This window comes from Moraxella sp. CTOTU47618 (genome assembly GCF_032017425.1).
Classification (GTDB): Bacteria; Pseudomonadota; Gammaproteobacteria; order Pseudomonadales; family Moraxellaceae; genus Faucicola; species Faucicola tetraodonis.
On the sequence record NZ_DALZPW010000009.1, the window covers coordinates 90,574 to 117,365 of the forward strand.

Here is a 26,792-nt window from a genome sequence, read left to right on the forward strand (position 1 = left end):
TTAGGGCAAACCTAGTGTACACCCTAAACCTTAGGATTATCTTAGCCCATAAAAAAATACTGACAGCGCTGGCTATCAGTATTTTAGACTAGGGATGGTTATCCCTGTGTCTGTGTATGTAGCGATTGGAGCTTATATACATCAAATGGCAGTTGCACTTTATACGCTTGGGTAACTGCTGCCGCGGCATTTAAGGTGGTCACATTAAATACTTTATGCTGTAAGGCTGAGCGGCGAATCGAGAACGAGTCTTCATGCGCTTGTTTGCCTTCAGTGGTATTGACCACAATCGCAATCTCACCGTTTTTGATGGCATCGACGATATGTGGGCGACCCTCGGTAACTTTATTGATGCGCTCACAGGCGATACCTGCTTCGGTCAAGATTTTTTGTGTACCTGAGGTTGCCACAAGTTTAAAGCCATACTCGGCAAATTGTTTTGCCACTGGTACCAGATTGGCTTTGTCGCTTTCACGCACCGATAAGAACACTTTTTTAACTTCATTCTCCACTGGCAAACCGGGTAATCTATCATTACTGCCGATGATGGCTTTATAGTAAGCTTCACCAAAGGTCTGACCCACGCCCATGACTTCACCCGTTGATTTCATCTCAGGGCTTAAAATAGGGTCAACGCCTGGGAATTTGGCAAAAGGGAATACCGCTTCTTTGACTGCAAAAAATGTTGGAATCACTTCAGTGGTAAAGTTCTGTTCCACAAGTGTTGTGCCAGCCATACAACGAGCGGCGACTTGCGCAAGTGAAGTGCCGATGCATTTTGATACGAAAGGCACCGTACGTGAGGCACGCGGATTGACTTCAAGGATATAAACCACACCATCTTTGACCGCGTATTGGACGTTCATCAAGCCCACCACACCCAGCTCTTTTGCCATTGCCACGGTTTGTTCGCGCATCACATCACAAATCTCTTGGCTAAGTGAATACGGCGGGATTGAACACGCTGAATCGCCTGAATGCACGCCCGCTTGTTCGATATGCTGCATGATACCGCCAATCACCACATTGGTGCCGTCAGAGATACAATCCACATCCACTTCAATCGCATCATCCAAGAAGCGGTCAAGTAATACAGGGGCTTCATTGGACGCTTGTACAGCTTCACGCAAATAACGACGCAGTTCGTTTTCGTTGTAGACGATTTCCATCGCGCGACCGCCCAACACGTAAGAGGGACGGACAACTAGGGGATAGCCCACTTGCGTCGCTTTGACGATACCGTCTTCGGTACTGGTCGCCAAGGCATTGGGTGGCTGAGTAAAGCCCAATTGCTGAATCATGTGTTGGAAACGTTCACGGTCTTCTGCACGGTCAATCGCATCTGGGCTGGTACCGATGATATGCACACCTGCAGCTTCCAATGCGCGCGCTAATTTTAATGGCGTTTGTCCACCGTACTGCACAATCACGCCTTCGGGTTTTTCGATGCGCACGATTTCAAGCACATCTTCTAACGTAATAGGCTCAAAGTACAGACGGTCAGAGGTGTCATAGTCAGTGGAAACCGTTTCAGGGTTACAGTTGACCATGATGGTCTCATAACCATCTTCACGCATTGCCAAGGCGGCATGCACACAGCAATAGTCAAATTCAATACCTTGACCAATGCGGTTGGGACCGCCGCCGATGACCATGATTTTTTTGTTGTTAGTTGGATTGGCTTCACATTCGTCATCATAGCTTGAATACATGTAAGCGGTTGACGTTGAAAACTCCGCGGCACAGGTATCCACGCGTTTGTACACAGGATACACGCCCAAATCCCAACGTTTTTTACGCAGTTGTTTTTGTGAAATACCCAGAAGCGTTGCCAAGCGTAAATCTGATAACCCTTTACGTTTGAATTGACGCAAGTTGCCGCTGGTCAAACCGCCAAAGCCCGTTTCTTTTACCAATTTTTCCGTTTTGACAATGTCTTCAATTTGCACTAAAAACCAAGGGTCAATGCGAGTAAACTCAAACACTTCATCCACGCTCATGCCAAAACGGAAGGCATCAGCAATGTAGAAAATACGGTCAGGTGTGGGGGTTTTTAACTTAACTTTTAAGGTGCTGCGAATGGTATCCTCGTCTTGATTGAAATCAAGATACTCATCAAAACCATTCACGCCAATTTCAAGACCGCGTAACGCTTTTTGCATCGACTCTTGGAAATTACGACCAATCGCCATCACTTCACCCACCGATTTCATTTGGGTAGATAAGGTGCTGTCAGCTTGGGGGAATTTTTCAAAGTTAAAGCGCGGTACTTTAGTCACCACATAGTCAATGGCGGGCTCAAAGCTGGCTGGGGTCAAGCCGCCTGTAATGTCATTGCTAAGTTCATCGAGCGTGTAACCGACCGCAAGCTTTGCTGCGATTTTGGCAATCGGGAAACCCGTGGCTTTAGATGCCAAGGCAGATGAACGGCTGACACGTGGGTTCATCTCGATGACCACCATACGACCTGTTTTTGGGTCAATACCAAATTGTACGTTTGAACCACCGGTCTCCACGCCAATCTCACGCAGCACCGCCAATGACGCATTACGCATGATTTGGTATTCTTTATCCGTCAAAGTCTGAGCAGGTGCCACAGTGATAGAGTCGCCTGTATGCACACCCATAGGGTCAAAGTTTTCAATCGAACAGACGATGATACAGTTGTCTTTTTTATCACGGACAACTTCCATCTCGTATTCTTTCCAACCAATTAAGCTTTCATCAATCAATAGTTGGTGAGTGGGTGATAAGTCAAAACCACGCTCACAAATCTCGACAAATTCGTCACGGTTGTAAGCGATACCGCCGCCCGAACCCCCCATGGTAAACGACGGGCGAATGATGCAGGGAAAGCCGACTTTGGCTTGAATAGCGAAGGCTTGTTCCATGGTTTCGGCCACTTCGGCGCGTGGGCACTCTAAGCCGATTTTTTTCATCGCTTTATCAAATAAATTGCGGTCTTCGGCTTTTTCGATGGCGTCTTTGGTCGCGCCAATCAGCTCACAGCCATATTTTTCCAGTACGCCATGCTTGTCCAAGTCTAACGCACAGTTGAGCGCGGTTTGTCCGCCCATGGTTGGCAAGATGGCATCGGGGCGTTCTTTATCAATGATGCGCTCTACCGTTTGCCAGGTGATAGGCTCGATGTAGGTCGCATCTGCCATGACAGGGTCAGTCATGATGGTGGCTGGATTTGAGTTAACCAGAATGACGCGGTAGCCTTCTTCACGTAAGGCTTTACAGGCTTGTGCGCCTGAGTAGTCAAATTCACAGGCTTGTCCGATGACGATAGGACCTGCGCCGATGATAAGAATGGATTTGATGTCGGTACGTTTTGGCATTGCTTTACACCCTTACTTTAAAGTACATTTAAAACAAAATTACGAATGATTTAAGGCATTTTCGAGTGTACTAAAATCGCTGTCTAAGCTTTGCCATTCAAGCTGACGGATTTTTGACACAGCATAATGAAAAATATCAAAATTGTGCTTATTGGTTTGTTTTTTGGCTAATCGATAAATCTGTGATGCAAAATTACCTTCTTTGTCAGTGATTTCAAATTCTTGAAAATCATCCAAAATTGCTTGCATCTCGTTAACCGCTATCCGTTTTACTCCTCGCAACACTTCATAGCGAATCAGCGGCGTGATAGCAATTTTTACTTTATCATCATTTAATAGTTCAGTGACTATCGATTTAGCTTCAATATGTTTTGGATTGTCTTTGTCATGGTCAAACGCCCCAATTAGCAAATTGGCATCCAGTAAAATAAAGCGCTCTGACATTATGGCTGTGCCTCACTATTAAGCAAGTCTAATAGTCGTTGTTTAGCTTGGCTTTGGTCGATATTCGCCATATTGTCACGTTTCAAGGTATTTAAATCTACACCGAAGGTGTCTTGCAACACATTGGCTAAAAGGCGAGTATTCGGCGAATTAATTTTTTCACTTCTTACCACATTATCATTATCACGTTTAAGCAAATAAGCTTCGCCTTCGGCCAGTTGCGAAAGTACCAATGGCGAATGGGTAGCGATATAAAAGGTAGTGTTAGGAAATAAATTTTTCAGCGTTGGCACGATTTTGGTTTGCCATTCGATGTGTAAATGGCTTTCGATTTCATCAATTAATACCACACCTTTGACATTTAACAAATCGGTGGCGTTGGTAAATGCTGAATAAGCGGAAATAATAGATTGAATGATTTTAACAACTGAGATAAAACCAGAGCTTAATTCACTTAACTCTCGTTCTTGTCCTTCAATGGTGAGAAATACATTGCCGTCACCATCGATTTTTAGGGTTTTTTCAATACGGCTGTCTAAAATATGTAGGGCATTTAAAACCGTATCAATATCAACTTTACGATTGTCTTCTTCTTTTTGGTAGGGGTTGACAGATTTGGCACGCTCCGTGAACCATCTATGAATATCAGTTTTCATATTAAAGTTTGATAATAACTGATTGTTAATAGAATGCTGTATTAGAACACTTATCTGTTCATGATTTAAGGTAGCATTGCTATCATTTCTATAAATAGCACTACGTTCACTTGCACCCAAAAATGCAATTGCATCAATATCTTGGGAATTTATTTGTTTAAAAAGTTGATTGTAGTCAATACTATCATCTGTTAATAAAACGCCTTTACCTTTGAAATCTAAAAATTCTTTTTCTACTTCAATTTTTTCAGCAATTCGCTTTTGTGGGATATATTGAAAGAACCTTATGAAGTTTGAGGTTTTAGCCAGTAAAAATATGAACAAAGATTCTAAAGTTTTGGTTTTGCCTACTCCATTTGACCCAAAAAAAACAAAAACTCGCTTAGTATCGTCAAGATTTAGCTCAACGTCACCCACCCCTCGCAAGTCTTTGATTTTAATTTCGGTCATATAAATCTCAAATTTTATCTTTAAAAAAGTGCAAATGATGCACTTTAAAATTAACCTTTCGCTTTTGCCATCATATCCGCAAATTTATCAAACAATGGCGCACAGTCATGGGGTCCTGGGCTTGCCTCTGGATGTCCTTGAAAACTAAACGCAGGCTTATCGGTCAGCTCAATGCCTTGATTTGAGCCATCAAACAACGAGCGATGCGTCACTTTAATGTTGCTTGGCAGGGTGGCTTCATCCACCGCAAAACCGTGGTTTTGTGAGGTAATCATCACCGTACCTTGCTCGATATCTTGCACAGGGTGGTTGGCACCATGGTGACCAAATTTCATTTTCAAGGTTTGCGCGCCGCTAGCCAGTGCCAATAGCTGATGACCTAGACAAATCCCAAACAGCGGAATATCAGTCTCGGTGATGATGTGTTTGATGGCATCAATGGCGTAATCACATGGGGCAGGGTCGCCAGGACCATTGGATAAGAAAATACCGTCTGGGTTATGTTTGAGCACTTCATTGATAGGCGTTTGGGCAGGCACAACGGTGACATGACAGCCGCGGTCAACGAGCATGCGCAAAATGTTGGTTTTGACGCCAAAGTCATACGCCACGATGTTAAATTTTTGCTCAATGTCAGTGCCCAATTCTTTAAAGTGACCACAAGTTGGGCTCACTTCTGGACTCACCAATTGCCATGAGCCTTGCGTCCAGGTAAAACCCGCTTGGTCACAGCAGACTTTCGCCAAGTCCATGCCTTTGATACCGGCAAAGCTTTTGGCAAGTTCGATTGCTTTGGCTTCATCGAGCTGACCCTCGCTATCGGCGGTCATGATACAACCGTTTTGTGCGCCTTTTTCACGTAGTAGGCGAGTGAGTTTACGGGTGTCGATATCAGCGATAGCAACGGTGTTATGGTTAATCAGATACTCGCTTAGTGATTGGCTTGAGCGAAAGTTACTGGTCGCCATGGTCAAATCACGGATAATCAAACCGTTTGCCCACACTTTATGAATGCGACCTGACTCTGTGTCTTCATCGTTGGTACCAGTATTACCGATATGCGGATAGGTTAACGTGACGATTTGCTGGGCATAGCTTGGGTCGGTCAAGATTTCTTGGTAACCTGTCATCGCTGTATTAAACACGACTTCACCAACGGTATGTCCGCTAGCACCGATGCTGCGACCATAAAAAACCGTACCATCTGCCAATGCCAAAATTGCTTTTGCGTAATTCGTGTTCACCTAGTGCCTCCGCTCGTATCCTGTGTTCTACCTATGTGTGCGACGGTGTACGATGCCCAGTCAATGCACATACCGTAAAAAGTATCGCCCACAAAAAAGCGAGAAGACATTGATTTTAAAGAAAATAGCTAACTGGTTTTAATGCGTTACCAGTCTGTGCCATTAACTTTATCATGCCAACTCGCTAAGGTTTGATTTTGCCTATTTTAACAGAACATCACAAAAAAAGGTAGCCAAAATTTTTGTCGAAATCAGTCTAAAAAGTACGTAAACTTGGTTGAAACAAACCGACCACAAACCAAATCGTTTCAACAATCCAAATGATCAGTACATACAAGCGGATTTGCTCGGCTGTCCAATCTAGCGAAAACCAGCCAATTAGCCACCACGATTGCCAACCTTCTAACCATTTTGCGCCATTTCCCAGCAGCACCCAACCATAAAATATACTGCTAAGCAAAAACAGCAACAACCATTGCAGCACTGGCATTTTGCTTATTCCTTTAACATTTGCTTTATGGATTTTACCCAATTGCCGCCACAAAGCGCGTAAGGATTTGTGCTAAACTGGTAAAAAATTCTGATAAGGTGCGCTTTAACCGCCCTTTAAAAAAGAGAACAATCATGAATATTCTTACCCCCCAAACTGTGGTGATTATCGGCGGCGGCAATGTGGGTTTATCCTTTGCTTTACTGCTTGCCGACAAAGGCATCTCAAGTACGTTACTAGAAAAAGCCAAGTACCCGACCATCAGTCCTGATGATGACTTACACCGCGAGCAATTTGACAGCCGTAACATCGCGCTGTCACGCCGTACGGTACAAATTTATCGTGGTATCACCTTTAATGGCAAAGCGCTATGGGATGACTTGCAAAGCCATGCCTGCCGAATCGATGAAGTTAGTATCAGTGAAGAAGGTAGTTTTGGTAAAGCGACGCTCAACAAAGAAGCCGAAGGGGTGGAAAGTTTTGGACAAGTGATGGAAAACGCATGGCTTGGCAAAAAATTACTGCTCGCCGTGCAAAACAATCCGCTGATAACTTTGCTAGATGGTGCCACCTTGACCGATATACAACAGACGGCAACCGATGTCACCATTCGCTTTGACCAAGCCCACCAAGCTTGCCAAACCTTAACGGCTGATTTATTGGTGGCTTGTGATGGTCAAAACTCGCCAAGCCGTCAACTACTGGGCATTGGCGCAACTGCACACGATTATCACCAAGTCGGTGTCGTGGGCGTGGTGATGACTGACAAACCGCACCATCATCAAGCGATTGAACGCTTTAATAAAATGGGCGCAGTTGCCGTGTTGCCTTTGGTTGATGCGTTTGATATCGGTCAAGGGGATGGACGACAAGCCCAGCAAGGCTACCGCCGCTCTGTGGTATGGGTGTGCCCAAAAGGCGAAGAACAGCGCTATCTGGATGATGACCAATACTTTCTTAAGACCATTCAACAAGCCTTTGGCAGCCTAGCAGGCAAATTTGTCAAAGCGGGTAAACGCGGCGCGTATCCACTGGTCAAAATATTGGCAGATAGCCAAGTCAAAGGTCGCTGCGTCATCATGGGCAATGCCGCCCACACCTTGCACCCTGTGGCAGGACAAGGCTTTAACCTATGTATGCGCGATGCTGATACGCTCGCCAAAATGCTGGCACAGCAATTGATGCGCGGCGAAGATATTGGCGATAGTCGCATGCTACAAACTTATGCCAAACGCCGTAAAGCCGACCAAAAACGGGTAGAAATTTTCTGCGATACTGTGGTGTATGGCTTTATGCATCAAAATCCCTTGCTCAAATTCGCGCGTAATGTCGGACTCATTGCCTTTGATAAAGTACCATTTGTGAAGCCAGCTATGGCTACCTTTGCGATGGGGCTGAAATCATGAAAAACACTACATTAATCATCGGCGGTGGTGTTGTTGGCGCGACATTGGCGTTAAAGCTCGCCCAAGCGCGCCATCCTGTCACCTTAATCGATGCTCGCCCAACACTTTTAGCAGCCGATTGGCGCGACAAACTCAACCAGCGTGATGCTCGTGTCTATGCCCTAAGCGTCGCCAGTATCAACCTACTCAAAGAGGTTGGTGCATGGCAGCGTATCGAGGCAAGCAAACGCAAAGCCGACTATACCCAAATGCAGGTATGGCAAACCAATGGCGTGGGGGAGCTAAATTTTGGTGATGCTCAAACACCGCAATTACTGGGTAGTATGGTTGAGCCATTTATCATCGAAAAAGCGCTGTATGACGGTTTTGACGATGAGTATCTTGTCCATCATGGTCAATCCTATTTGCGCCATATTGCAGGGCATAAGGTCACTGATATCGCTTGGCAAGGTGAAGATTTGGGGTATCAAGTTAGCTTAGATAATGGCACCACGCATCAAGGTAAGCTATTAATCGGGGCTGACGGGCGCGGCTCTATGGTACGTCAAGCGGCAGGGATTGGGTTAGAAACTTTGGCATATCAGCAAACGGCAATCTGCTGTGCCATCAAAACCGAGCAGCCACACAAGGCGACAGCCAGACAAGTGTTTTTACCGACAGGGCCTTTGGCACTCTTACCGCTGGCAGATGTGACGGCTGAGGATCAGGCAAATCCGCAACATTGGCAATCGGTGGTATGGACATTGCCGACCAATGCTGCCCTTGATTTACTCACACTCACGCCAAACGAGCTTGGCAAAGAACTCGCCTTTGCCAGTGGCTATGCCTTAGGGGATATCACTGAGATTGAGTCAATCGCCAGTTTCCCACTGAGTGCCCAACATGCCAAAAATTATGTCAAAGCTAACTTGGCGTTGATTGGCGATGCCGCGCATGGGGTGCATCCTTTGGCGGGACAAGGCTTAAACTTGGGTATGCTCGATATCATTGCCTTGAGCGATATTTTGCAAAAAGATTATCAGCGTTCAGGCAACAAGCTATGGGCAAGTTTTGCCACCTTACAGCGTTATGAGCGTCAACGCTACGCTAATAACGCGATGATGATGCACAGTTTTTCAGGGATTAATTGGATTTTTGGCACACAGTTGCGTCCGATTCAGCAGCTACGCAGTGAAGGCGTGAGCATGGTTAGCAAAATCACACCCTTGATGAAATTTTTTACCCAAAAAGCCAGTGGCATCTAAAAATTTTTAACAGCAAAAAAAATCCTCGATAAGCTATCGAGGATTTTTAACGATGAATCAACCGTGAAAGGTGATTTATTTCGCTGGGCTTGCAACCGTGGTAACAGTTGTGGTAGCAGTGGCAGGAATTGCGTTGTCATCAACAATGTATGCATCGACACGGCGACCTTCTTGGTCTTTACCCGCAGCACCTGTCGTGTCTTGTGGTTTGATTAATTCAAGTTGTGATTGCGGCACACCATTGGCTACCAAGAATGATCTAACTGCTTGGGCACGCTCTTTTGCTAATTTTTCATTGGCAGCAGCATTACCTGTGCTGTCGGTATAACCACTGATACCGATTTTTTTGCCTTGTTTAGCGGCTTCAAGGATATCATTGGCTTTTTCTTTGGCATTACCAGCAACCTGTGCTTTACCGGTAGCAAAGTAGAAGCTTAGGCGACCGTTTTCAAATACCACTGAAGGCTCAGTACTAGAGATAGTTGTCGCAGTGGTTTCAGTAGTCGTCATCGTTGTGCCAGAAGCCATTGGCATACTTGCAACAGCCGTATCAGTAGCGGACGCTACAGCTAGGGCTGAGGTATCTGTTGCACTTGCCGCAGAGACTTCAGTTGTGGTAGTGGTTGTCGTTGTTGAAGCAGTGGTAGAAGCCACAACTGGCGTCGCGACTGGCTCAGTTTTGTTACATGATTTTAATAAAGCCCAAGCGAGTGCACCTAAAATCAACAGACCAATAATTGGTAGTAACATTTTCATCAAGCCGCCTTCTTCAGCTTTTGGCGTAGCCACCAGATGCTCCTCTGTACGAGTGGTCGTTTTGACAGTAGGCGTGGTGGCTGCATGCGCAGGCGACAAATTCAACATAGTCAAAATCCCTGCTGGGATAAATGTATATGCCCAAGCAGGAATCACAGAAGCCACAGACGCAATATTGTTTGACAAGAAAGTATTTAGCGGTGTCGTACCGGCTAGTGAGCGTAATTCACGCAGTACCAGCGGGGCAGCGCGGCTTACTAAAGAACTGGTTTCTTGCTCTGGTACACTGTAATGACGTGAGAGCTGTTGCACTAGATCTGTACGATGGGTGGTATCTGGCAGGACACGGTCAAAAAAGCTGTTGTCATCATCAGCGATAGTAGCGTTAGCAAAGCTGTTAGAGATGTTACCGTCAGCCAGACGTGCAACTAAAATAGCGTATAATTTTTCTAATAAAGATGAGCGGTTGGCATCCGTTGCATTATTTAAAAGAACGGGTGTTACTGTACGGGTTAAATGTTCAATGATATTCATAATTTAAGCCTCAAGAAAATGAAGGGTTATCAACCACCATAAAACCAATGTATTATTTTTATATCCAGCACACTAGCCAATAATTCTATTATATATTTTCAAAAATTATTATTTATGGTTGTTGGGTTTATTATTGCATTGCTATTTAATTTACGCTTAACAATACTGAGAAAAACTGCCGCAAAACAGGGGGTTTTGTTAAGTCTTTTGCAGTATTACTCAAATATAGCTAATAAATTAAAGCAAAATCGGCACGCCTTCAGTTATGTTAAGGTAACTATTGCGTAAATATTGTGTTAAAAATTCAAATCGTCCCCATTTTGGGTAAACTTGGGTAAAGGTGTGTTGCTCAAATTTGAAGGGTTTGTCATTAGTTTCGTGCTACAAGGTGAAAGTAATACTATAAGGCAGCTTTAGGTATCACCTATATTAATAAATTCACATTTGGCTTATTGAGATAATACGCTATCTTTATCATAATCCTACTTATCATTATTTATTGCTATTTTGAGGTGCTATGTCACTTTTTTCTAACCATACTTTATTTATCATTATCATTACGGTGGTTGTCAGTTTATTAGCTTGGCAATCACCCCAACTGATGCAAAGGTTAATTTTTTATCCGCCCGCGGTGCAGAGAGGGCAAGTCGATCGCTTTGTCACCCATGGTTTTATCCATGCCGATGGCATGCATTTGTTTTTTAATATGTTTACCCTGTATTCGTTTGGACAAGCGGTACAGGGTTTGTTCATGTCCAAACTCGGCAGTCTAGGGTTTGTGTTGTTTTATTTTGCCGCTTTGGTGGTGGCGATTATGCCAACCTATCTTAAACAAAAGGACAATCCTCGCTATAGCAGTCTAGGCGCATCGGGCGCTGTTTCAGCAGTAATTTTTAGCTATATCTTGATGAATCCTTGGTCGACATTGTTGCTGTTTGTGATTCCTGTACCTGCGATTGTGTTCGCAGTGGCGTATGTGGCGTATAGTGTGTGGGCGGATGGGCAAGGTCGCGGCAGTATCAATCATTCGGCACATTTGGTGGGTGGTATTTTTGGTATGTTAGCCACGATTGCCATTGAGCCCGGTATTGTGGCGCATTTTTTTAACCAATTAATGCACCCGAGATTTTTAGGCTTTGGTGGCTAACATTTAGGGGCTAAAAATTGCGTGGCGCCGCTTGCCTGATTACAGCTTGCCCAGTCACAGGTTGTCCAGTAACAAGTTGCCTAGTTAACAGTCGCTTGGCTAGTTAACGCTAAAGTCGTAAAAAGCAGTAAAAGGTAAAAAACATGATTTATGATGTGATTGGGGATGTGCATGGTCGGGCAGATAAACTCATTGGCTTACTGACGCAGTTGGGCTATCAACATGATGGTCAGTGTTTTCAAGCGCCTCCCAATCACCAAGCGATTTTTATCGGCGACTTGATTGATCGGGGCAGTCAACAGCTGCAAACCTTATCTATCGTATTTGCGATGATTGACCACGGGCAAGCGCTCGCGGTCATGGGTAATCACGAGTATAATGCGTTAGCTTACGCCACACCCGATGCCCGTGATGCAAGCCAATATCTACGACAACATGATGATAAAAACACCTCACAGCATCAAGCGTTCCTTGATGAAGTAGGGTTTGGCAGTGAGTTACACCAGTTTTGGCTCAAGCGGTTTTATGAATTGCCACTGTGGCTGGCGTTGGATGATGCGTGTTTTGTGCATGCTTGTTGGGACAGTGACGCGATGGCGATGTTAAAACCGCTGTTAACCACAGACAATCGCTTGACGCCCGTTGCGCTACAAAAAACCAGTGAAGAAGGTACGCCACCTTTTGAGGCACTGGAAAGAGTGCTTAAAGGCGTGGAAGCACCGCTACCTGAGGGCATTCATCTAGTCGATAAAGAAGGTCATCAACGTAAAAATGTACGGGTACAGTGGTGGCAACCGAGTTTGTCGTTTCAGCCGATTCATCAGATTGCGCGCGCCAGTCAAGAGGATTTGATTCATATCCCTAAAGACACGCTAAGCGCTGAGATTGTGTTTGGGCTTGACCATGATAAACCTATTTTTGTCGGGCATTATTGGCTCAATGGCACGCCTGAGCTGCTTAGTCATCAAGTGGTCTGTGTGGATTATTCTGCTGCCAAAGATGGGTTTTTGACGGCTTATCAATTTGACACCGATCATCCGGCTTTGACCTCAGCGAATTTTATGCAATATCAGCATTAACCCAAAGCTAAACGGTCAACTGGGTGTAACATAAATTAAAATATTTGTTTAAAGCTTACGGCTAAAAATGATGGTCAGTGAGCAAACGATTAAGATGAGTTAGGTATGATTCGACGTCCGATTGAGCCGCTAAAGATGCTGTTTGTGCTGCAAGGCTCGTACTTTAAACGGCTGATTGTGCCACAAGTTTTGTTGTTTATTTTCTCCTTTGTTATTTATTTTTATCAAACCCATATCGCCACCGAGCCTGTACCGCTCAATCCTTCGGTGTTTGCGATACTTGGTATCTCACTTGCGATTTTCCACGGGTTTTGTAATAACGCAGCGTATGACAGGTTTTGGGAAGGGCGTAAACTATGGGGCACGCTGGTTTGGCTAAGTCGCAATATCGCCCGCCAAGTGATGACACTGCCGAATGTCAGCATGGCGGAAAAACAAGCCTTTATCCGTCATCAAATCGCTTTTGTCCATAGTCTACGCCAACAGCTGCGGGGTGAGGATAATACAGCAAATCTGCAGCGGCTATTAACGGTTGAAGAACAGCAAGCCGTGGTTGGGCAAAACTTTATTGCCTTACGCTTGACCCAAATTATGGGGCAAATGCTCGCTAACTGGCAAGCCGAGCAAAAAATCGATGTTTGGCAGTGGCAAAGCTTGGATAATACCTTGGGTGAAATTGCCCATATCCAAGCGGGCTGTGAACGCATTAATAACACACCGATTCCCTATGCCTATTTTGTGCTGCTGCATCGTACTGTGTATCTGTATTGCTTTATGCTGCCGTTTGGACTGGGCAATACCATTGGCTGGGTAACGCCATTTGTAGTCAGTTTTGTTGGCTACACCTTTATGGCACTCAATGAAATCGTCGATGAAATCAGCGAGCCGTTTGGTACGGGGGAAAACGAATTGCCCCTGGGTATGATGTGCGATACGATTGAGACGCAGCTAGCCATGCTCAGTCACCAACAATTTGCTCCTGAACAAAAGCCGCGAGTACCCGCCAATGTGGTGATATAGTTGCCGCATAGATTTTGATTTTCAAGGGTAAAAAATCATGCTATATTAAGTTTTAACCGTGCATTTCATGCACGTTTTTTTATTTTTAGTCCGTCAATTTTTTGGCAAAAGGAATTTTCCATGTCAGCAAGTCAGCCAAACGTCCAGACACACCAGCTACCACCTCCCATCCCATCGCCACAAGGTCAAGCCAAAGTCGGTATCATCATGGGTAGTCAATCTGACTGGGAAACCATGCAAAACGCCGCGCAAGTGCTAGCGGATTTTGGGGTGCCCTTTGAGTGTGAAGTGGTATCGGCACATCGCACCCCTGATAGATTGTTTGACTATGCCAAAACTGCCAAAGCTCGCGGACTGTGTGTGATTATCGCAGGGGCAGGTGGCGCGGCGCATCTGCCCGGGATGTGTGCGTCTCAGACAGATTTGCCTGTGCTTGGTGTACCTGTCAAGTCTTCCATCCTAAGCGGCTGGGATAGTTTGTTATCCATCGTGCAAATGCCCAAAGGGGTGGCGGTGGGTACGCTTGCCATCGGGGCAGCGGGTGCGGCAAATGCAGGGCTGCTGGCAGCGCAAATTTTGGCGATTGGTGATAGCACGCTTGCGCAAAAAATCAGTGATTTTCGCGCCAAACAAACCCAAACAATTTTGGATAATCCTGTGCCTGGTAAAATGGATTGATTTTAATAAAAACCGCCCTTTAAAATGGCGGTTTTTTGCTTTATCCAAATGTGGTAATAAGCCAGTTTTTAAAATTTTGGTAGGTGGCGGTGTTTGGGTCAGCTAGTGCCAAGGCTTTTGATAAATCTTGGGTGGGCTTTGTTTGAGTCGAGAGCCAAGTAAAAATTCGAGCCTTGTCCATTGCGGTAACTGGGTTTTTAAAATGCGATGTCCCTAGACTTTGGATAAAGTTTTCAATTTGGGTAAAGTGACTTTGTTGGTCGGATGACATCGCCATTTTTACCCAAGTTTCAAGGTATCCCTCATCTTGATTATTTGGCATTAGCCAAACACCGATTGGATTATCGTAATCCGAATTTTCAAAGTAAAAGCCTAAATTATCGTTTTTTTGCTGGCGTTGATGAAAACCTAAAGGGTTCAATCGCTCGCTAATTTGCCGTAAATTTTGACTTTTGATATCGGTTTTATCGGTAAAATCCATATCAACTACAATGCCAATATGACTGACTTGTCCTGTTTCCAGAAGTTTTGCCAATCTTGGCAGTTGTTGGAAAACGGCTTGTTTTGTTGTGTAGGCAGTTGATTCAAAATCTTGTGGTGTTGCAACATCAATGTTTAGTTGAAGATTTAGTTTTTCATGACGCAAAAATGCTTGGATAAATAATTTATCCGATTCCGCTTCAACAATCAGGTGTTTTATCATTATCTAACCTCAATGTTCATTTTAGTTAGATTGTATAAGTCATCTTCATCAAATACGGTAGCGATAAGTTTGCCTTTATCAGATTTGCGGACGCTGTGACCCATGCGAAATAATACGCCTTCCATGTCGGTGCGGTCTTTGGCGACTTGGGAAAAACTTTCGATACAGTCCCAGCTGTGTGTAGTGGCAAATACTTGAATGTTGAAGCGATAAGCCAGTTCAAAGATGAGTTCCCAAACTTTAGGTTGTACGCTGTAGTGTAAACCGTTTTCAAATTCATCTATTAATAAAAAACCATTTTTTGCAGAAAATATTTTCAAAATGATTTGCAATAATCGCATAATTCCGTCCCCCATAGCGGTTAAAGGATAACCACCATTACCATCTAGTAGTTTTATATAAGGGACACGAACATCTTCAGAATTAGCATATTTTTGGTGGAATTTTTTATCAGTTATAAAAGCTAGATTTTGTATATTTGGCACAATAATTTTTAACGCTTGAATAACTTCAGTTTCTGCTTCTGTAAAAACTAATTTATCCCAGTCACTAGCTAGTTTTGGTAAATTCACTACTCTTGTATCTATATAAGCTAAAGGGGAACTCTGCTCTAGTTTTAAGAATTGCAAAAGATTCAAACTATCGTCCAAATTTAATTCAGTATAAAAAGTATCCTTATTAGATAACTTAATTTCTAAGCCGTTTTCTATGGTATTAAAAGACAATAAACCTTTAGTAGTCTTGCTGAAAGTATGTTTCTCACTATAAGTAGTAATAAGTGAGTGTTTTATTTCATCATAATAAGTATGCTTATCAAATTTATCAGATTCTAAAACTCGAATTTGTATCGAATTTTTTGTATCTCCAATAAAAATCGTAGATACTTCTTGGTTGTAGTTATTATGTGTAAAAAAATCTTTTATGAAAATATTTGGTTCTTTTACGCTGGTATCTTGACTGGGATTTAGGGTTAGGCTACTTCGATTAGAAGCGATTTGATATAAAATATTAGACTTAAACCCACTCGCTAACAAAGCTAAGGCTTCAAGAACAGTACTTTTTCCCGAATTATTTTTCCCCACAATTAAATTTACATGACCCAATTTCTCAATTGTCACATCTTCCAAAATCCGAAAGTTCTTAATCTTTAGAGAGTCTAAGTGCATAACGCAAACCTTACGAGTTATTAACCCATTTATTATTTTATCAACCGCTATCTTACCCACAAAATACTCTACAATCTAGGCAATTTACGGTAAAATCCGTTAATTACCTTTTTGACATTCCTTTCTTTTTTTGTAAAAGTTGACCATCTATGAGCACGCAACATCAAATCGCCCAAGCCTTAACGTCTTTAAAAAACGCTTACAACCCAAGCGACGTCGAAAACGGCATGTACCAAGTGTGGGAAGACAAAGGCTATTTTCAGCCAAGCTATGATAAACAACAATCGTTTTCTATTGCCCTGCCACCGCCGAATGTCACAGGCTCACTGCACATGGGGCACGGCTTTAACAATGCCATCATGGACACGCTCACCCGCTATCACCGAATGCTGGGCGAAAATACTCTCTGGCAGCCAGGCACCGACCACGCAGGGATTGCCACGCAAATGGTCGTTGAGCGTCAATTGAACGCCCAAGGCATCAAACGCCATGATTTAGGTCGTGAAAAATTCCTTGAAAAGATTTGGGAGTGGAAAGCCGAGAGCGGTGGCAACATCACCCGCCAAATCCGCCGTCTAGGTAGCTCGGTGGACTGGAGCCGTGAGCGTTTTACCATGGATGATGGCTTGTCCAATGCCGTCAAAGAAGTGTTCGTGCGTCTGTACGAAGATGGACTGATTTATCGCGGTAAACGTCTAGTCAACTGGGATACTAAGCTACAAACCGCGTTATCCGATCTTGAAGTAGAAAACCATGACGAGAAAGGCTCACTGTGGTATTTTCGCTATTATTTGACCGACAAAAATGCCAAAACCCAAGATGGTAAAAATTATCTTGTCGTTGCCACCACTCGCCCAGAGACCTTGCTCGGTGATACCGCCGTTGCTGTGAACCCCGAAGACGCACGCTACCAGCACCTTATCGGGCAAACCGTGACGCTACCGATTACAGGTCGCATTGTGCCGATTGTGGGCGATGACAAAGCGGTGGACATGGAATTTGGTACAGGCTGTGTCAAAATCACCCCTGCCCATGACTTTAATGACTACGAAACAGGCAAACGCCACAATTTGCCGATGATTAATATCTTTGATAATTCAGCGCATATCTTGCCAGAGATGCAGATTTTTACTGATTTGCAAACCAAAGAGCCACAGCTTGAGACCACGCCTAGCGAGTATGCAGGACTTGAGCGGTTTGCCGCGCGTAAAAAAATGGTTGAGCAAAGCGAGGCTGAAGGCTGGCTTGAAGAAATCAAACCGCATGATTTAAAAGTGCCCAAAGGCGACCGCAGTAACACCATCGTTGAGCCGTGGCTGACCGACCAGTGGTATGTATCCATTGAGAAACTGGCAAAACCTGCCATTGAGGCGGTAGAAGACGGTCGCACCGAGTTTGTCCCTGCCCAGTACAAAAATATGTATATGGCGTGGATGCGCGATATCCAAGACTGGTGTATTAGCCGTCAGCTTTGGTGGGGACACCGTATCCCTGCGTGGTACGATGATGAGGGCAATATCTATGTCGGGCGTGATGAAGCGGAAGTCCGCCAAAAATATCACCTTGCTGATAGCCTAGCGCTGCGCCAAGATAGTGACGTATTAGACACTTGGTTTAGCTCGGCATTGTGGACGTTTAGCACCCTTGATTGGACAGGCGAGCTAAGCTTTGACGACTATAGCCAAGCGCTCAAAACCTTCCACCCAACCAGCGTATTGGTCACAGGTTTTGACATCATTTTCTTCTGGGTTGCCCGTATGATGATGATGACCATGTACTTCATCAAAGACAAGTACGGCAACCCACAAGTGCCGTTTAAGACGGTGTATGTGCATGGCTTGGTGCGTGATGGACAAGGGCAAAAAATGTCCAAATCCAAAGGCAACGTACTTGACCCGATTGACCTGATTGACGGCATTGATTTAGAAACCCTAGTCGCCAAACGCACCACAGGTCTTATGAACCCCAAAGACGCGCAAAAAATCGAAAAAGCCACGCGCAAAGAATTTGCCGATGGCATCCCTGCGTTTGGCACGGACGCGCTGCGCTTTACCTTTACCTCGCTTGCCAGTACGGGACGCGACATCAATTTTGACCTCAAACGCATTGAAGGCAATCGCAATTTTTGTAATAAAATTTGGAACGCCACCCGTTTTGTGCTGATGAACTGTGTCGATAAGGAAGGCAACGCGCTAAACATCGACAAAACCGCCAATACCGAGTTGTGGGAATTGCCAGAGCAGTGGATTATGAGCCGTCTAAACTCCACGGTGAAAGCCATCCATGAACACATGAGCCAGTACCGTTTTGACTTGGTGAGCCAAGATATCTATGAGTTTATCTGGAATGAATACTGCGACTGGTATGTCGAGCTTGCCAAATCGAGCCTAAACGATGAGTCGGTGAGTGCCGAGCGTAAAGCCCAAATCCGCTATGTGCTGCTCAACTGCCTTGAAGTCGCCATGCGCTTTACCCATCCGATTATGCCGTATATCACCGAGAGCATTTGGCAGACCATTGCCCCTATCATCGATAAAAAAGCGACTGACAGTATCATGACGGCTGCTTTCCCAACAGCGGATGATAGCCTAATCAGCCTACAGACTGAGCATGACATGACGTGGCTACAAGCGCTGATTGGGGCGATTCGTAACATTCGCGGTGAGATGAAGCTTGGCAATGCGGTGCGTCTGCCTGTGCTACTTGATAACATCAGCGATGAGGAAACCGCACGCCTAAGCCGTATTGAAAATCAGTTCAAATCGCTTGCCAAAGTCGATACGCTGACTATTGTGAATGCGGGTGACGGCGCTGATAAAGAGTTACCGTTGTCGTCATCGAGTATGGTCGGGCAGTTAAAAGTGCTCGTGCCGATGAAAGGCTTGATTGACCCAACGGCGGAGCTTAATCGCCTTGCCAAAGCGCAAGAAAAACTTATCAAACAAGCTGAAAGTCTGCGTAGTAAATTGTCCAATGAAGCATTTGTGAGTAAAGCCCCTGCCAATGTGGTGGAAAGCGAGAAAGCGAAATTGGCGGAAATGGATACGCAATTGGCGGAAATGCATAAGCAAATTGAGCAGTTGAATGCAATTTAATATAAAAAAGGCTTTAAATTTTTTTAAAGCCTTTATTTATAAATTTTTTTGGTTCACAAATCTTAGTAAGGATAGCTTGTTGATGAATGAAAATATTGTCAATTATTTGAATATATATATCAAAAAGAAAGATATTCATTTTGCAACTTTATTAAATGGTGAGTGGGGTACTGGGAAAACTTATTTCATCAAAGATTATATTGATAAAGTTGATAAAAATAATGACGACTACAAAGTTAAATTTGTATATATAACTTTATTTGGGATGAAAAATATTGAATCTGTTAATGAATCAATTTTCCAGCAATTTCATCCATTATTAGGCTCGAAAACTGCGAAAATTGCAACAAATTTTTTAAAAGGAGCTTTAAAATTAGGTGTTAATTTTGATATAGATAGTAACGGAAAAAATGAAATAGCTAATATTGATTTATCCAAAACAGAGTTTATGAGCTACTTTAGAGGAGATAGTAAAAAACAAGCTGTATTTATCTTTGATGACTTTGAAAGAACTGATATACCAATTGGGGAAATTCTTGGATTAATTAATGGGTTTGTTGAACACTCTGGAGCGAAAGTAATTATTATATGTAACGAGAAAGAAATAAAGGATGATGATGAAATTTATAAAAAATTTAAAGAAAAAATAGTAAATCGTTCATTTAACGTTAAAGCAGATATGGAAAGCTTTTGGAATAATTACATTGAAAGATATAATATCTTAGAAAAATACTTAAATGATATTAAAGAGGTATTTGAACAAAATGGAAATAGCAATCTAAGAGTTCTAAATCAAGTTACTGAAAATTTTGTTGATTTCTTTGAAGGGCTTGATGATAAATTTAAGACAAATAAAGAGTTTATAGCGATTCTAATAAAAAATTATTTTTCGAGAGGTTTTTCGAGAAAAATAGTTAAAAAAGAAACTGAAGATAACAAAGAAAATTCTATTACGAGTAAAAATAAAATTACCATAGATAATTTATTTTCTGATAAAACATGGTGTAGTATATTGGATAGTGATTACAATATTATTGATATCAATAATTTAATATCCAATTTCACTATGTTTAAAGAGGATATTAAGCAAGAATCTTGGGTAATTTTATGGCACTATTTTGAGAAAGGTGTAGATGAATTAGATAAGGCATATATTGATACTTTAAAATCTTTTGAAAACCTAGAGTATTCAAATCCTGCCGTGCTAATTCATGTTATTAGTTTATTTGTTTATTTTAGAAAAATGGGTATTGAAGAGATTGAAGTATCAGAAATTTCTAATATAGTTGATGAGTATATTAAAAAATTTGGAGCCACTGAGGAATGGGCAACAGGTTCATATTATGGCGGATTTAATGGAACTGGATTAGGTTATTACGAACAAGATGATGATGATATTAGACAAATTGTTAAAAGAATTGATGAAGCTAAAGTAAAAGCAAGGGAATACGTTCAAAATAAAAAAACATCAAATGATATAGATTTGATTAAAAATTCGATAATTAATTCTAATATTGGAATGCTATATGAAATATTTTCTAAATATGAAACTAACCCTATTCTTGATAAATTAGAGAGTAAAGAAATTTTTGAAATCTTGATAAGAGGCGATGGTAAGCAATTAAGTTCTATTTTTAATGTTGTGTCTTATAGATATAGGGAAAATTATAGAATTAATGGATATAAATTAACTTACTACTTAAAGCCAGAATTATCTTTTTTGCAAGAGCTTTTAAATAAATTTCAAAGTTATTATGATTCTAAACAAGATAAAGATTTTTATACTTTGAAAATTAATCTAGTAATTAACAATTTAAAATCTATAATTAGTAGATTTGATGATGTAAATTAAAATAATTTTCTAATATTGAGATAAAAATGATAAATCAATCCTTACATTTTGAAATCACAGGCAATGACGCAACTCGACTCATTCAAGCCTGCCAACAGCTTGGCATACAACCTGCCCAAGCCTTTCAACACTTTGTCGCCCAACTATCCGCCAACGCCGACAAAGAACCAACGACAACCGAGTCAACCACCGAGCAAATCCGAGCCAAAAAACTTGCCCGAGCAGGTGGACTTGCCCAATATGCCAATCCAGAACTAATCCCACTTGAAGACCAAGCCGTTACAATGGCACTCAAGGCAAAATATGGTACTAATTGACACCAATATCTTGCTTAGATTCATCTTGCAAGACCATACCGAATTAAGCACACAAGCAAACCAAATTATCGCTGATAATCGAGTTACTTGTCTAAATGCGGTGGTTTATGAAGCCATTCACGTATTGCAAAATGTCTATGGCATAGACCGCTTAATCGTAGCGAATGAAATCCAATCGCTATTTATCGATGACATTATCGAAAGCGATGATAAAGCCTTATCAATCAAGGCATTAAGCGTATTTAAAGAAACTAAGATGGATTTTATGGATTGTTTATTAATCGCGTATGACATACTTTATCAACATCAAATTTTCTCATTTGACAAAAAGGTCAATAACTACCTAAAACGACATTATCAAAATTAAAAAACCCACAAAACTGTGGGTTTTCTTTTATTTTTAAAATTAATGCGCCTCATCCCAATTATCACCAATGCCCACTTCAACGACGAGCGGCACCGCAAAATCCACATCCCAGCCTTTATCTTTGGCTGTCTTAGATAGCACATTTTGCATGGCGTTTTTTATCAACTCGGCAATCGCCGCAGCTTTATCCTCATCCGCTTCAAACACCAGCTCATCATGCACCTGCAGTAGCATTTTGGCATGGTCTTGGGGCAGGACCTCATTCACCGCAATCATAGCAAGTTTGATGATATCGGCAGCACTGCCTTGTAGTGGCGCATTAATCGCCGCGCGTTCTGCCGCTTGGCGCACACCGCGGTTGGGGTGCTGCATATCGGGGGTGAATAGCTTACGCCCCAAAATCGTGGTGATATAGCCTTGGTTTTGCGCAGCCGTGCGGGTGGCCTGCATATAGGCACGCACCGTAGGGTAGCGGGCGAAATACAGCTTGATATAGTCTTGCGCTTGCTGGCGAGTAAAGCCCAACTGCTTGGCAAGCCCAAATTCACTCATGCCGTAGAGTAGCCCAAAGTTCACCGCTTTGGCTTGGCGGCGTTCTTCGCTCGTCACATCATCGAACGCCTTACCCAAAATCTCAGCGGCGGTGGCGCGGTGAATGTCATGCCCTTCCTGAAACGCGCGAATCAGCACAGGGTCATTGGCAAAGTGTGCCATCAGTCGAAGCTCGATTTGCGAATAGTCCGCTGATAGCACTTTGCGACCTTTGGGGGCAATAAACGCGCCACGAATGAGCCGCCCAGTATCGGTGCGAATCGGGATGTTTTGCAGATTCGGCTCAGTCGATGACAACCGTCCTGTGGTCGTCAACGCTTGATGATAACTGGTATGCACACGGTCGTTACTGTCCGCCACGTTTGCCAACGCGTCTGTGTAGGTGCTTTTAAGCTTAGACAGACTGCGATGTTCAAGCACGGTTTCAATTAGCGGATGGTCGATGGTGGCAAGCACCGCTTCACTGGTGGAGTATTGACCGGTTTTGGTCTTTTTACCACCTGTAATGCCTAAGCGGTCAAACAGCACTTCACCCAACTGCTTGGGACTGGCAAGGTTAAAGGTTTCGCCCGCTTGCGCAAAGGCGACTGTTTCAAGTGCTTGGATTTTTTCATCAAAGCGCGCGGATAGTTCCCCTAAAAACGCTTTATTGAGCAAAATCCCATCATGCTCCATTTGGCACAGAATTTGGGCAACAGGGATTTCTAGTTCATTCAGTAGCTTGGCGTTGTTGGGTTCGGCTTTGAGTTTTTCGCTAAACAGTTCAAATAGCTGATAGGTGATATCGGCGTCTTCGCAGGCGTAGTCACTTGCCACGTTTAAAGGGACTTTGTCAAAGGTGATTTGCTTTGCGCCTTTGCCTGCTACATCTTCAAAGGTGATGGTTTGGGTGTGTAGATAGTGGCGTGCCAAGTCGTCCATACCGTGACGGGTGGCAACGGCATTAATCACATAACTGGCAAGCATGGTGTCCATCGCCCAATTGCTTGGCTCATTGATTAAGTCGATATCATAATTTGCCAAAATATGCGCGTCGTATTTTAAGTGCTGACCGATTTTGCCGATTTGTGGATTTTGCAAAATCGGTTTTAACTGGGCTAAAACATCGTCGCGGGCAAGTTGTTCAATCCGATTGCCCATCTCGTCAACGTGGGCAACAGGCACATAATAGGCTTCATGCGATTGCAGCGCAAACGACAAGCCGACAAGCTCGGCATGTTGCCAATTCACATCGGTGGTTTCGGTATCAATGACAAAATGCTTTGATGCGCCAAGGCGCTGGATTAACGTATCAAAATCGGCTTGGCTGGTAACAGTATGCCACTGCTTGTTGGCAGTATTTTTGCTATCTTGGCTAGCTTTAATCGCTTCCACCACAGCATTTTGAGTAGGCTCAGCGGCTTTAAAATTGTCGTTATTGGATGGGTGAAACGGATGATTGAGCGACGCGATTTCACTTTTAAATTCCAGTTCGGTAAAAATTGCGCGTTTTTCTTCTATGTTAAAACTTGGGTCAGTCGGTAGTCGCAACGTCTCCCAGTCAGGCACGATATCAAGGTCGGTGATAATGGTCGCCAAGCGTTTATCCAGCGCAATGCTGTCGGTGCTTTGCAAAAAGGTTTGTTGTTGCTTGCCTTTTAATTGGTCGACATTGGTAAGGATATTGTCAATGCTGTCGTATTGCTCAAGCAGTTTTTGCGCGGTTTTTGCGCCGATGCCTGCGACACCCTTGATTCCATCCGATGCGTCTCCCATGAGGGTGAGATAGTCGATGATTTGACGCGGCTCGACGCCAAATTTTTCTTTGACCCCTGCGATGTCATAGCGTTTGTCATCAAAGCTGTTTTCCACGATGACGCAGGGATTGACCAATTGGCACATATCTTTGTCGCCTGTGGAGATGATGACATGATGACCTTCTAGGCAAGCACGGTGGGCAAGTGTGCCGATGATGTCGTCAGCTTCTACGCCTTCAATGGCGAGTAGCGGTATGCCCATCGCTTGTATCATCTTGTGAATGTAAGGGATTTGCTCGGCAAGTTCGGCGGGCATTTCTGGGCGGTCGCCTTTATAAATGGGGGAAAGCTTGTGGCGAAAGGTGGGCGCTTTGGTATCAAACGCCACCGCCATGTGGGTCGGGCGGTATTTTTCCATCAGTTTTTTGAGGGCGTTGAGCGTGCCGCGGATGGAGTTGGTGTGCAAGCCTTGGGTGGTTTGCATGGTGACAGGCAATGCGTGAAAATTGCGGAACATATAATATGAGCCGTCCACCAAGATAAACGGCGGCTTTTCGGTGTTGATGTGATCGGTATCAAGTAGGGCAGTTGCAGTCATAGGATTACTTATCTTTATGTTGTTAAAATATGGTGTCAAAATACAGGACAGTATCAAAATATAGGCTAATATCAAAATATAAGACAGTGTCAAAATACAGAAAAATTTTATATTATCCGCGTATTATACTGGCTTTTTGCGGCTAATCGTTAAGCATTTCAAACTCATTTATTGGCAGAAGCTGGATAGATTTTGGCGGATGCAAATCGGGTGTATGCTAAGTAAGTGCGAAGTTTGGCGGGTCGTGATAGCGGCAGCTTTGCAAAAATTCCACCAATAGCCGATAGCCAATGTGCTACAATTTTTTAGCAATTTTAGGCGTTTTACCAATTTTAGACACAACCAATTTTTAGGCATAAAAGGGAACTTTATGGGCAATAGCTATTACACACTGCTTGACTGCACCACGACCGATGATATCACCACATCAAACTACCGCTGCAATATCCACTGCCAAGGCGCATGGAATGATAACGAACAGCACATGGCGGCAGCAACAGGACTGTTGGCTTACGAGCTTGAACAATTCAAACCGCGCAGTGATATGCGTATCGGGCGCATCAGTCTGGATATTTTTGGGCTGATTCATTTTGGCGATGTTAGCGTGACCACCCACATCATCCGTCCGGGTCGCACTATCGAACTGATCGAAACCACCATGGCAGCCAATGGCAAAACCTGTATCGTTGCCCGCGCGTGGCGTATGCAAACCAGCGATACCTCAGAGATTGCAGGGCTTGAAGATGAGCGAATCGGCCATCCAGAAAGCTACCCGAATTGGGACGGTATGAAGCATTGGGGCGGTGGCTATATTGACAGTATTTATCTCAAAGCCGACCCCGACAACCGCCAAGGCGATGGCATCGTGTGGATCAATACCGATATCGACATGGTCGAAGAAAACGGCGAAACAAAGCCCACATCCGACTTTGTGCATTTGATGGGTATGGTCGATACCGCCAATGGCGTGGTACCGCGTATTCACCAACCCAATACCATTGAATGGTTTTTTCCCAATTTAGATTTGCAAATCCATCTGCATCGTATGCCTGTTGGGCGTTGGTTGGGACTTGAGACCGTACAACAATTTGGGGGCGATGGCGTGGGTCTGACCAGTAGCGTGCTGCATGACGCACACGGCGCGTTTGGTCGTAGCGAGCAAATTTTAACCATTCGAAAAGCCTAAAAGACTATCAGGAGCAGCAGTCATGGAAGATAACAACACACTAACTGAACACTCGGTCAACGACGCCGAATTTTGGCAAAAACGCTATGACGATGGCTATACTGGGTGGGATATCGGTAAAGTTTCGCCACCGCTGCAAGCCTATATCGAGCATTTACTCGACAACGGCGTGAGTAAATCGGTACAGATTTTAATCCCTGGGGCGGGCAACGCCTACGAGGCAGGCTATCTTCATGAACAAGGTTTTAGCCATGTTTATGTGGTGGATTTTGCTAGGCTGCCTTTGGATAATTTTGCCAAGCGCTATCCCAGTTTTCCCAAAGCGCACCTGCTACAAGCGGATTTTTTTGGCTTAGACCCTGCGCAGTATCAGTTTGATTATATTATTGAGCAGACGTTTTTTTGCGCGATTGACCCCAGTAGACGCAGCGATTATGCCAAGCAAATGCAAAAGCTCCTCAAGCCTACGGGTAAATTGGTGGGCTTGTTGCTAGATAAGCATTTTGAAAGCAGTCCACCGTTTGGTGGCGACAAGCAAGAATATGAAACATTATTTCAGCAGTTTTTCACCATTGATAAACTGGCGCCTTGCTATAATTCAATTAAGCCCAGACAGGGTAGCGAATTATTTTTTATCCTAAGCCAAAAGAAGGTAGAGGACGCAGGTGTCCTCTAAGAACCTGTATTCATAAATAAAAATAATATATTTCATTAAATATATTAACTTG

At 43.6% G+C, this 26,792-nt stretch carries 21 protein-coding genes; 12 read left to right on the plus strand and 9 right to left on the minus strand.

Going from position 1 to position 26,792, the window contains the following annotated elements; all coding sequences use genetic code 11:
• Positions 1 to 98: 98 nt before the first annotated feature.
• From carB to RTS09_RS08425, 5 genes are all read right to left on the minus strand, one after another.
• Positions 99 to 3,344 carry a carbamoyl-phosphate synthase large subunit gene (gene carB, locus RTS09_RS08405; RefSeq protein WP_312536047.1) on the minus strand — a complete coding sequence of 1,082 codons (3,246 nt, stop codon included), beginning with the start codon at positions 3,342 to 3,344 and terminating at the stop codon, positions 99 to 101.
• A 39-nt stretch (positions 3,345 to 3,383) separates the two neighbouring features.
• Positions 3,384 to 3,788 carry a PIN domain-containing protein gene (locus tag RTS09_RS08410; protein ID WP_050325490.1) on the minus strand — a complete coding sequence of 135 codons (405 nt, stop codon included), beginning with the start codon at positions 3,786 to 3,788 and terminating at the stop codon, positions 3,384 to 3,386.
• Positions 3,788 to 4,894 carry an AAA family ATPase gene (locus RTS09_RS08415; RefSeq protein WP_239741492.1) on the minus strand — a complete coding sequence of 369 codons (1,107 nt, stop codon included), beginning with the start codon at positions 4,892 to 4,894 and terminating at the stop codon, positions 3,788 to 3,790. The genes RTS09_RS08410 and RTS09_RS08415 overlap by 1 nt, the downstream gene beginning before the upstream one ends.
• A 50-nt stretch (positions 4,895 to 4,944) precedes the next feature.
• Positions 4,945 to 6,138 (minus strand): glutamine-hydrolyzing carbamoyl-phosphate synthase small subunit, encoded by a 1,194-nt coding sequence (gene carA / locus RTS09_RS08420; protein ID WP_312536050.1) that lies wholly within the window; start codon positions 6,136 to 6,138, stop codon positions 4,945 to 4,947.
• A 256-nt stretch (positions 6,139 to 6,394) separates the two neighbouring features.
• The gene (locus tag RTS09_RS08425; protein WP_007116143.1) at positions 6,395 to 6,628 is read right to left on the minus strand and encodes a hypothetical protein; all 234 of its coding nucleotides are present in this window, start codon (positions 6,626 to 6,628) and stop codon (positions 6,395 to 6,397) included.
• A 134-nt stretch (positions 6,629 to 6,762) separates the two neighbouring features.
• On the opposite strand from RTS09_RS08425, the gene RTS09_RS08430 reads away from it, so the two are divergent.
• Positions 6,763 to 8,034, plus strand: coding sequence for an FAD-dependent monooxygenase (locus RTS09_RS08430; protein WP_312536052.1), 1,272 nt, complete (start codon positions 6,763 to 6,765; stop codon positions 8,032 to 8,034).
• Entirely contained in the window at positions 8,031 to 9,278 is a 1,248-nt protein-coding gene (locus RTS09_RS08435; RefSeq protein ID WP_312536055.1) for an FAD-dependent monooxygenase, read from the plus strand. Before RTS09_RS08430 ends, RTS09_RS08435 begins: the two co-directional genes overlap by 4 nt.
• Positions 9,279 to 9,353: 75 nt before the next feature.
• On the opposite strand, the gene RTS09_RS08440 is transcribed toward RTS09_RS08435, so the two are convergent.
• Positions 9,354 to 10,568, minus strand: a complete 1,215-nt coding sequence (locus RTS09_RS08440) for an OmpA family protein (RefSeq protein WP_159675873.1) — start codon at positions 10,566 to 10,568, stop codon at positions 9,354 to 9,356.
• Between the two features lie 517 nt (positions 10,569 to 11,085).
• Here RTS09_RS08440 and RTS09_RS08445 point away from each other — a divergent pair.
• From RTS09_RS08445 to purE, 4 genes are all read left to right on the plus strand, one after another.
• Complete coding sequence (locus RTS09_RS08445; protein ID WP_312536061.1) at positions 11,086 to 11,715, plus strand: rhomboid family intramembrane serine protease; 630 nt, start codon at positions 11,086 to 11,088, stop codon at positions 11,713 to 11,715.
• Between the two features lie 143 nt (positions 11,716 to 11,858).
• On the plus strand, positions 11,859 to 12,794 hold the full coding sequence (locus RTS09_RS08450) for a metallophosphoesterase (protein WP_312536063.1): 936 nt from the start codon (positions 11,859 to 11,861) through the stop codon (positions 12,792 to 12,794).
• Between the two features lie 105 nt (positions 12,795 to 12,899).
• Positions 12,900 to 13,814, plus strand: a complete 915-nt coding sequence (locus RTS09_RS08455) for a bestrophin family protein (protein ID WP_312536066.1) — start codon at positions 12,900 to 12,902, stop codon at positions 13,812 to 13,814.
• A 120-nt stretch (positions 13,815 to 13,934) separates the two neighbouring features.
• Positions 13,935 to 14,492: a 5-(carboxyamino)imidazole ribonucleotide mutase gene (gene purE, locus RTS09_RS08460; protein WP_312536068.1), complete on the plus strand. Its 558-nt coding sequence runs from the start codon at positions 13,935 to 13,937 to the stop codon at positions 14,490 to 14,492.
• Between the two features lie 40 nt (positions 14,493 to 14,532).
• Here purE and RTS09_RS08465 read toward each other — a convergent pair whose 3' ends face one another.
• Together RTS09_RS08465 and RTS09_RS08470 are read right to left on the minus strand one after the other, a co-directional pair.
• Complete coding sequence (locus RTS09_RS08465; RefSeq protein ID WP_312536070.1) at positions 14,533 to 15,195, minus strand: DUF3226 domain-containing protein; 663 nt, start codon at positions 15,193 to 15,195, stop codon at positions 14,533 to 14,535.
• Positions 15,195 to 16,361, minus strand: coding sequence for an AAA family ATPase (locus RTS09_RS08470; protein WP_312536072.1), 1,167 nt, complete (start codon positions 16,359 to 16,361; stop codon positions 15,195 to 15,197). The genes RTS09_RS08465 and RTS09_RS08470 overlap by 1 nt, the downstream gene beginning before the upstream one ends.
• 149 nt (positions 16,362 to 16,510) lie before the next feature.
• On the opposite strand from RTS09_RS08470, the gene RTS09_RS08475 reads away from it, so the two are divergent.
• The 4 genes from RTS09_RS08475 to RTS09_RS08490 all read left to right on the plus strand — a co-directional run bounded on the left by RTS09_RS08475 (position 16,511) and on the right by RTS09_RS08490 (position 21,992).
• The gene (locus tag RTS09_RS08475) at positions 16,511 to 19,456 is read left to right on the plus strand and encodes a valine--tRNA ligase (protein WP_312536075.1); all 2,946 of its coding nucleotides are present in this window, start codon (positions 16,511 to 16,513) and stop codon (positions 19,454 to 19,456) included.
• An 82-nt stretch (positions 19,457 to 19,538) separates the two neighbouring features.
• Positions 19,539 to 21,308 carry a P-loop NTPase fold protein gene (locus RTS09_RS08480; RefSeq protein ID WP_312536078.1) on the plus strand — a complete coding sequence of 590 codons (1,770 nt, stop codon included), beginning with the start codon at positions 19,539 to 19,541 and terminating at the stop codon, positions 21,306 to 21,308.
• A gap of 26 nt (positions 21,309 to 21,334) precedes the next feature.
• A complete protein-coding gene (locus tag RTS09_RS08485) occupies positions 21,335 to 21,625 on the plus strand; it encodes a hypothetical protein (protein WP_312536080.1) in 291 nt (96 codons plus the stop codon).
• Positions 21,612 to 21,992 (plus strand): PIN domain-containing protein, encoded by a 381-nt coding sequence (locus RTS09_RS08490; RefSeq protein ID WP_312536082.1) that lies wholly within the window; start codon positions 21,612 to 21,614, stop codon positions 21,990 to 21,992. The genes RTS09_RS08485 and RTS09_RS08490 overlap by 14 nt, the downstream gene beginning before the upstream one ends.
• A 39-nt stretch (positions 21,993 to 22,031) precedes the next feature.
• On the opposite strand, the gene polA is transcribed toward RTS09_RS08490, so the two are convergent.
• Positions 22,032 to 24,878, minus strand: a complete 2,847-nt coding sequence (polA, locus tag RTS09_RS08495) for a DNA polymerase I (protein WP_312536084.1) — start codon at positions 24,876 to 24,878, stop codon at positions 22,032 to 22,034.
• Between the two features lie 370 nt (positions 24,879 to 25,248).
• Between polA and RTS09_RS08500 the strand changes: the two genes are divergently transcribed.
• The gene (locus RTS09_RS08500) at positions 25,249 to 26,064 is read left to right on the plus strand and encodes a thioesterase family protein (RefSeq protein ID WP_312536087.1); all 816 of its coding nucleotides are present in this window, start codon (positions 25,249 to 25,251) and stop codon (positions 26,062 to 26,064) included.
• 22 nt (positions 26,065 to 26,086) lie between these two features.
• Positions 26,087 to 26,740 (plus strand): methyltransferase domain-containing protein, encoded by a 654-nt coding sequence (locus RTS09_RS08505; RefSeq protein WP_312536089.1) that lies wholly within the window; start codon positions 26,087 to 26,089, stop codon positions 26,738 to 26,740.
• Positions 26,741 to 26,792: the final 52 nt, after the last annotated feature.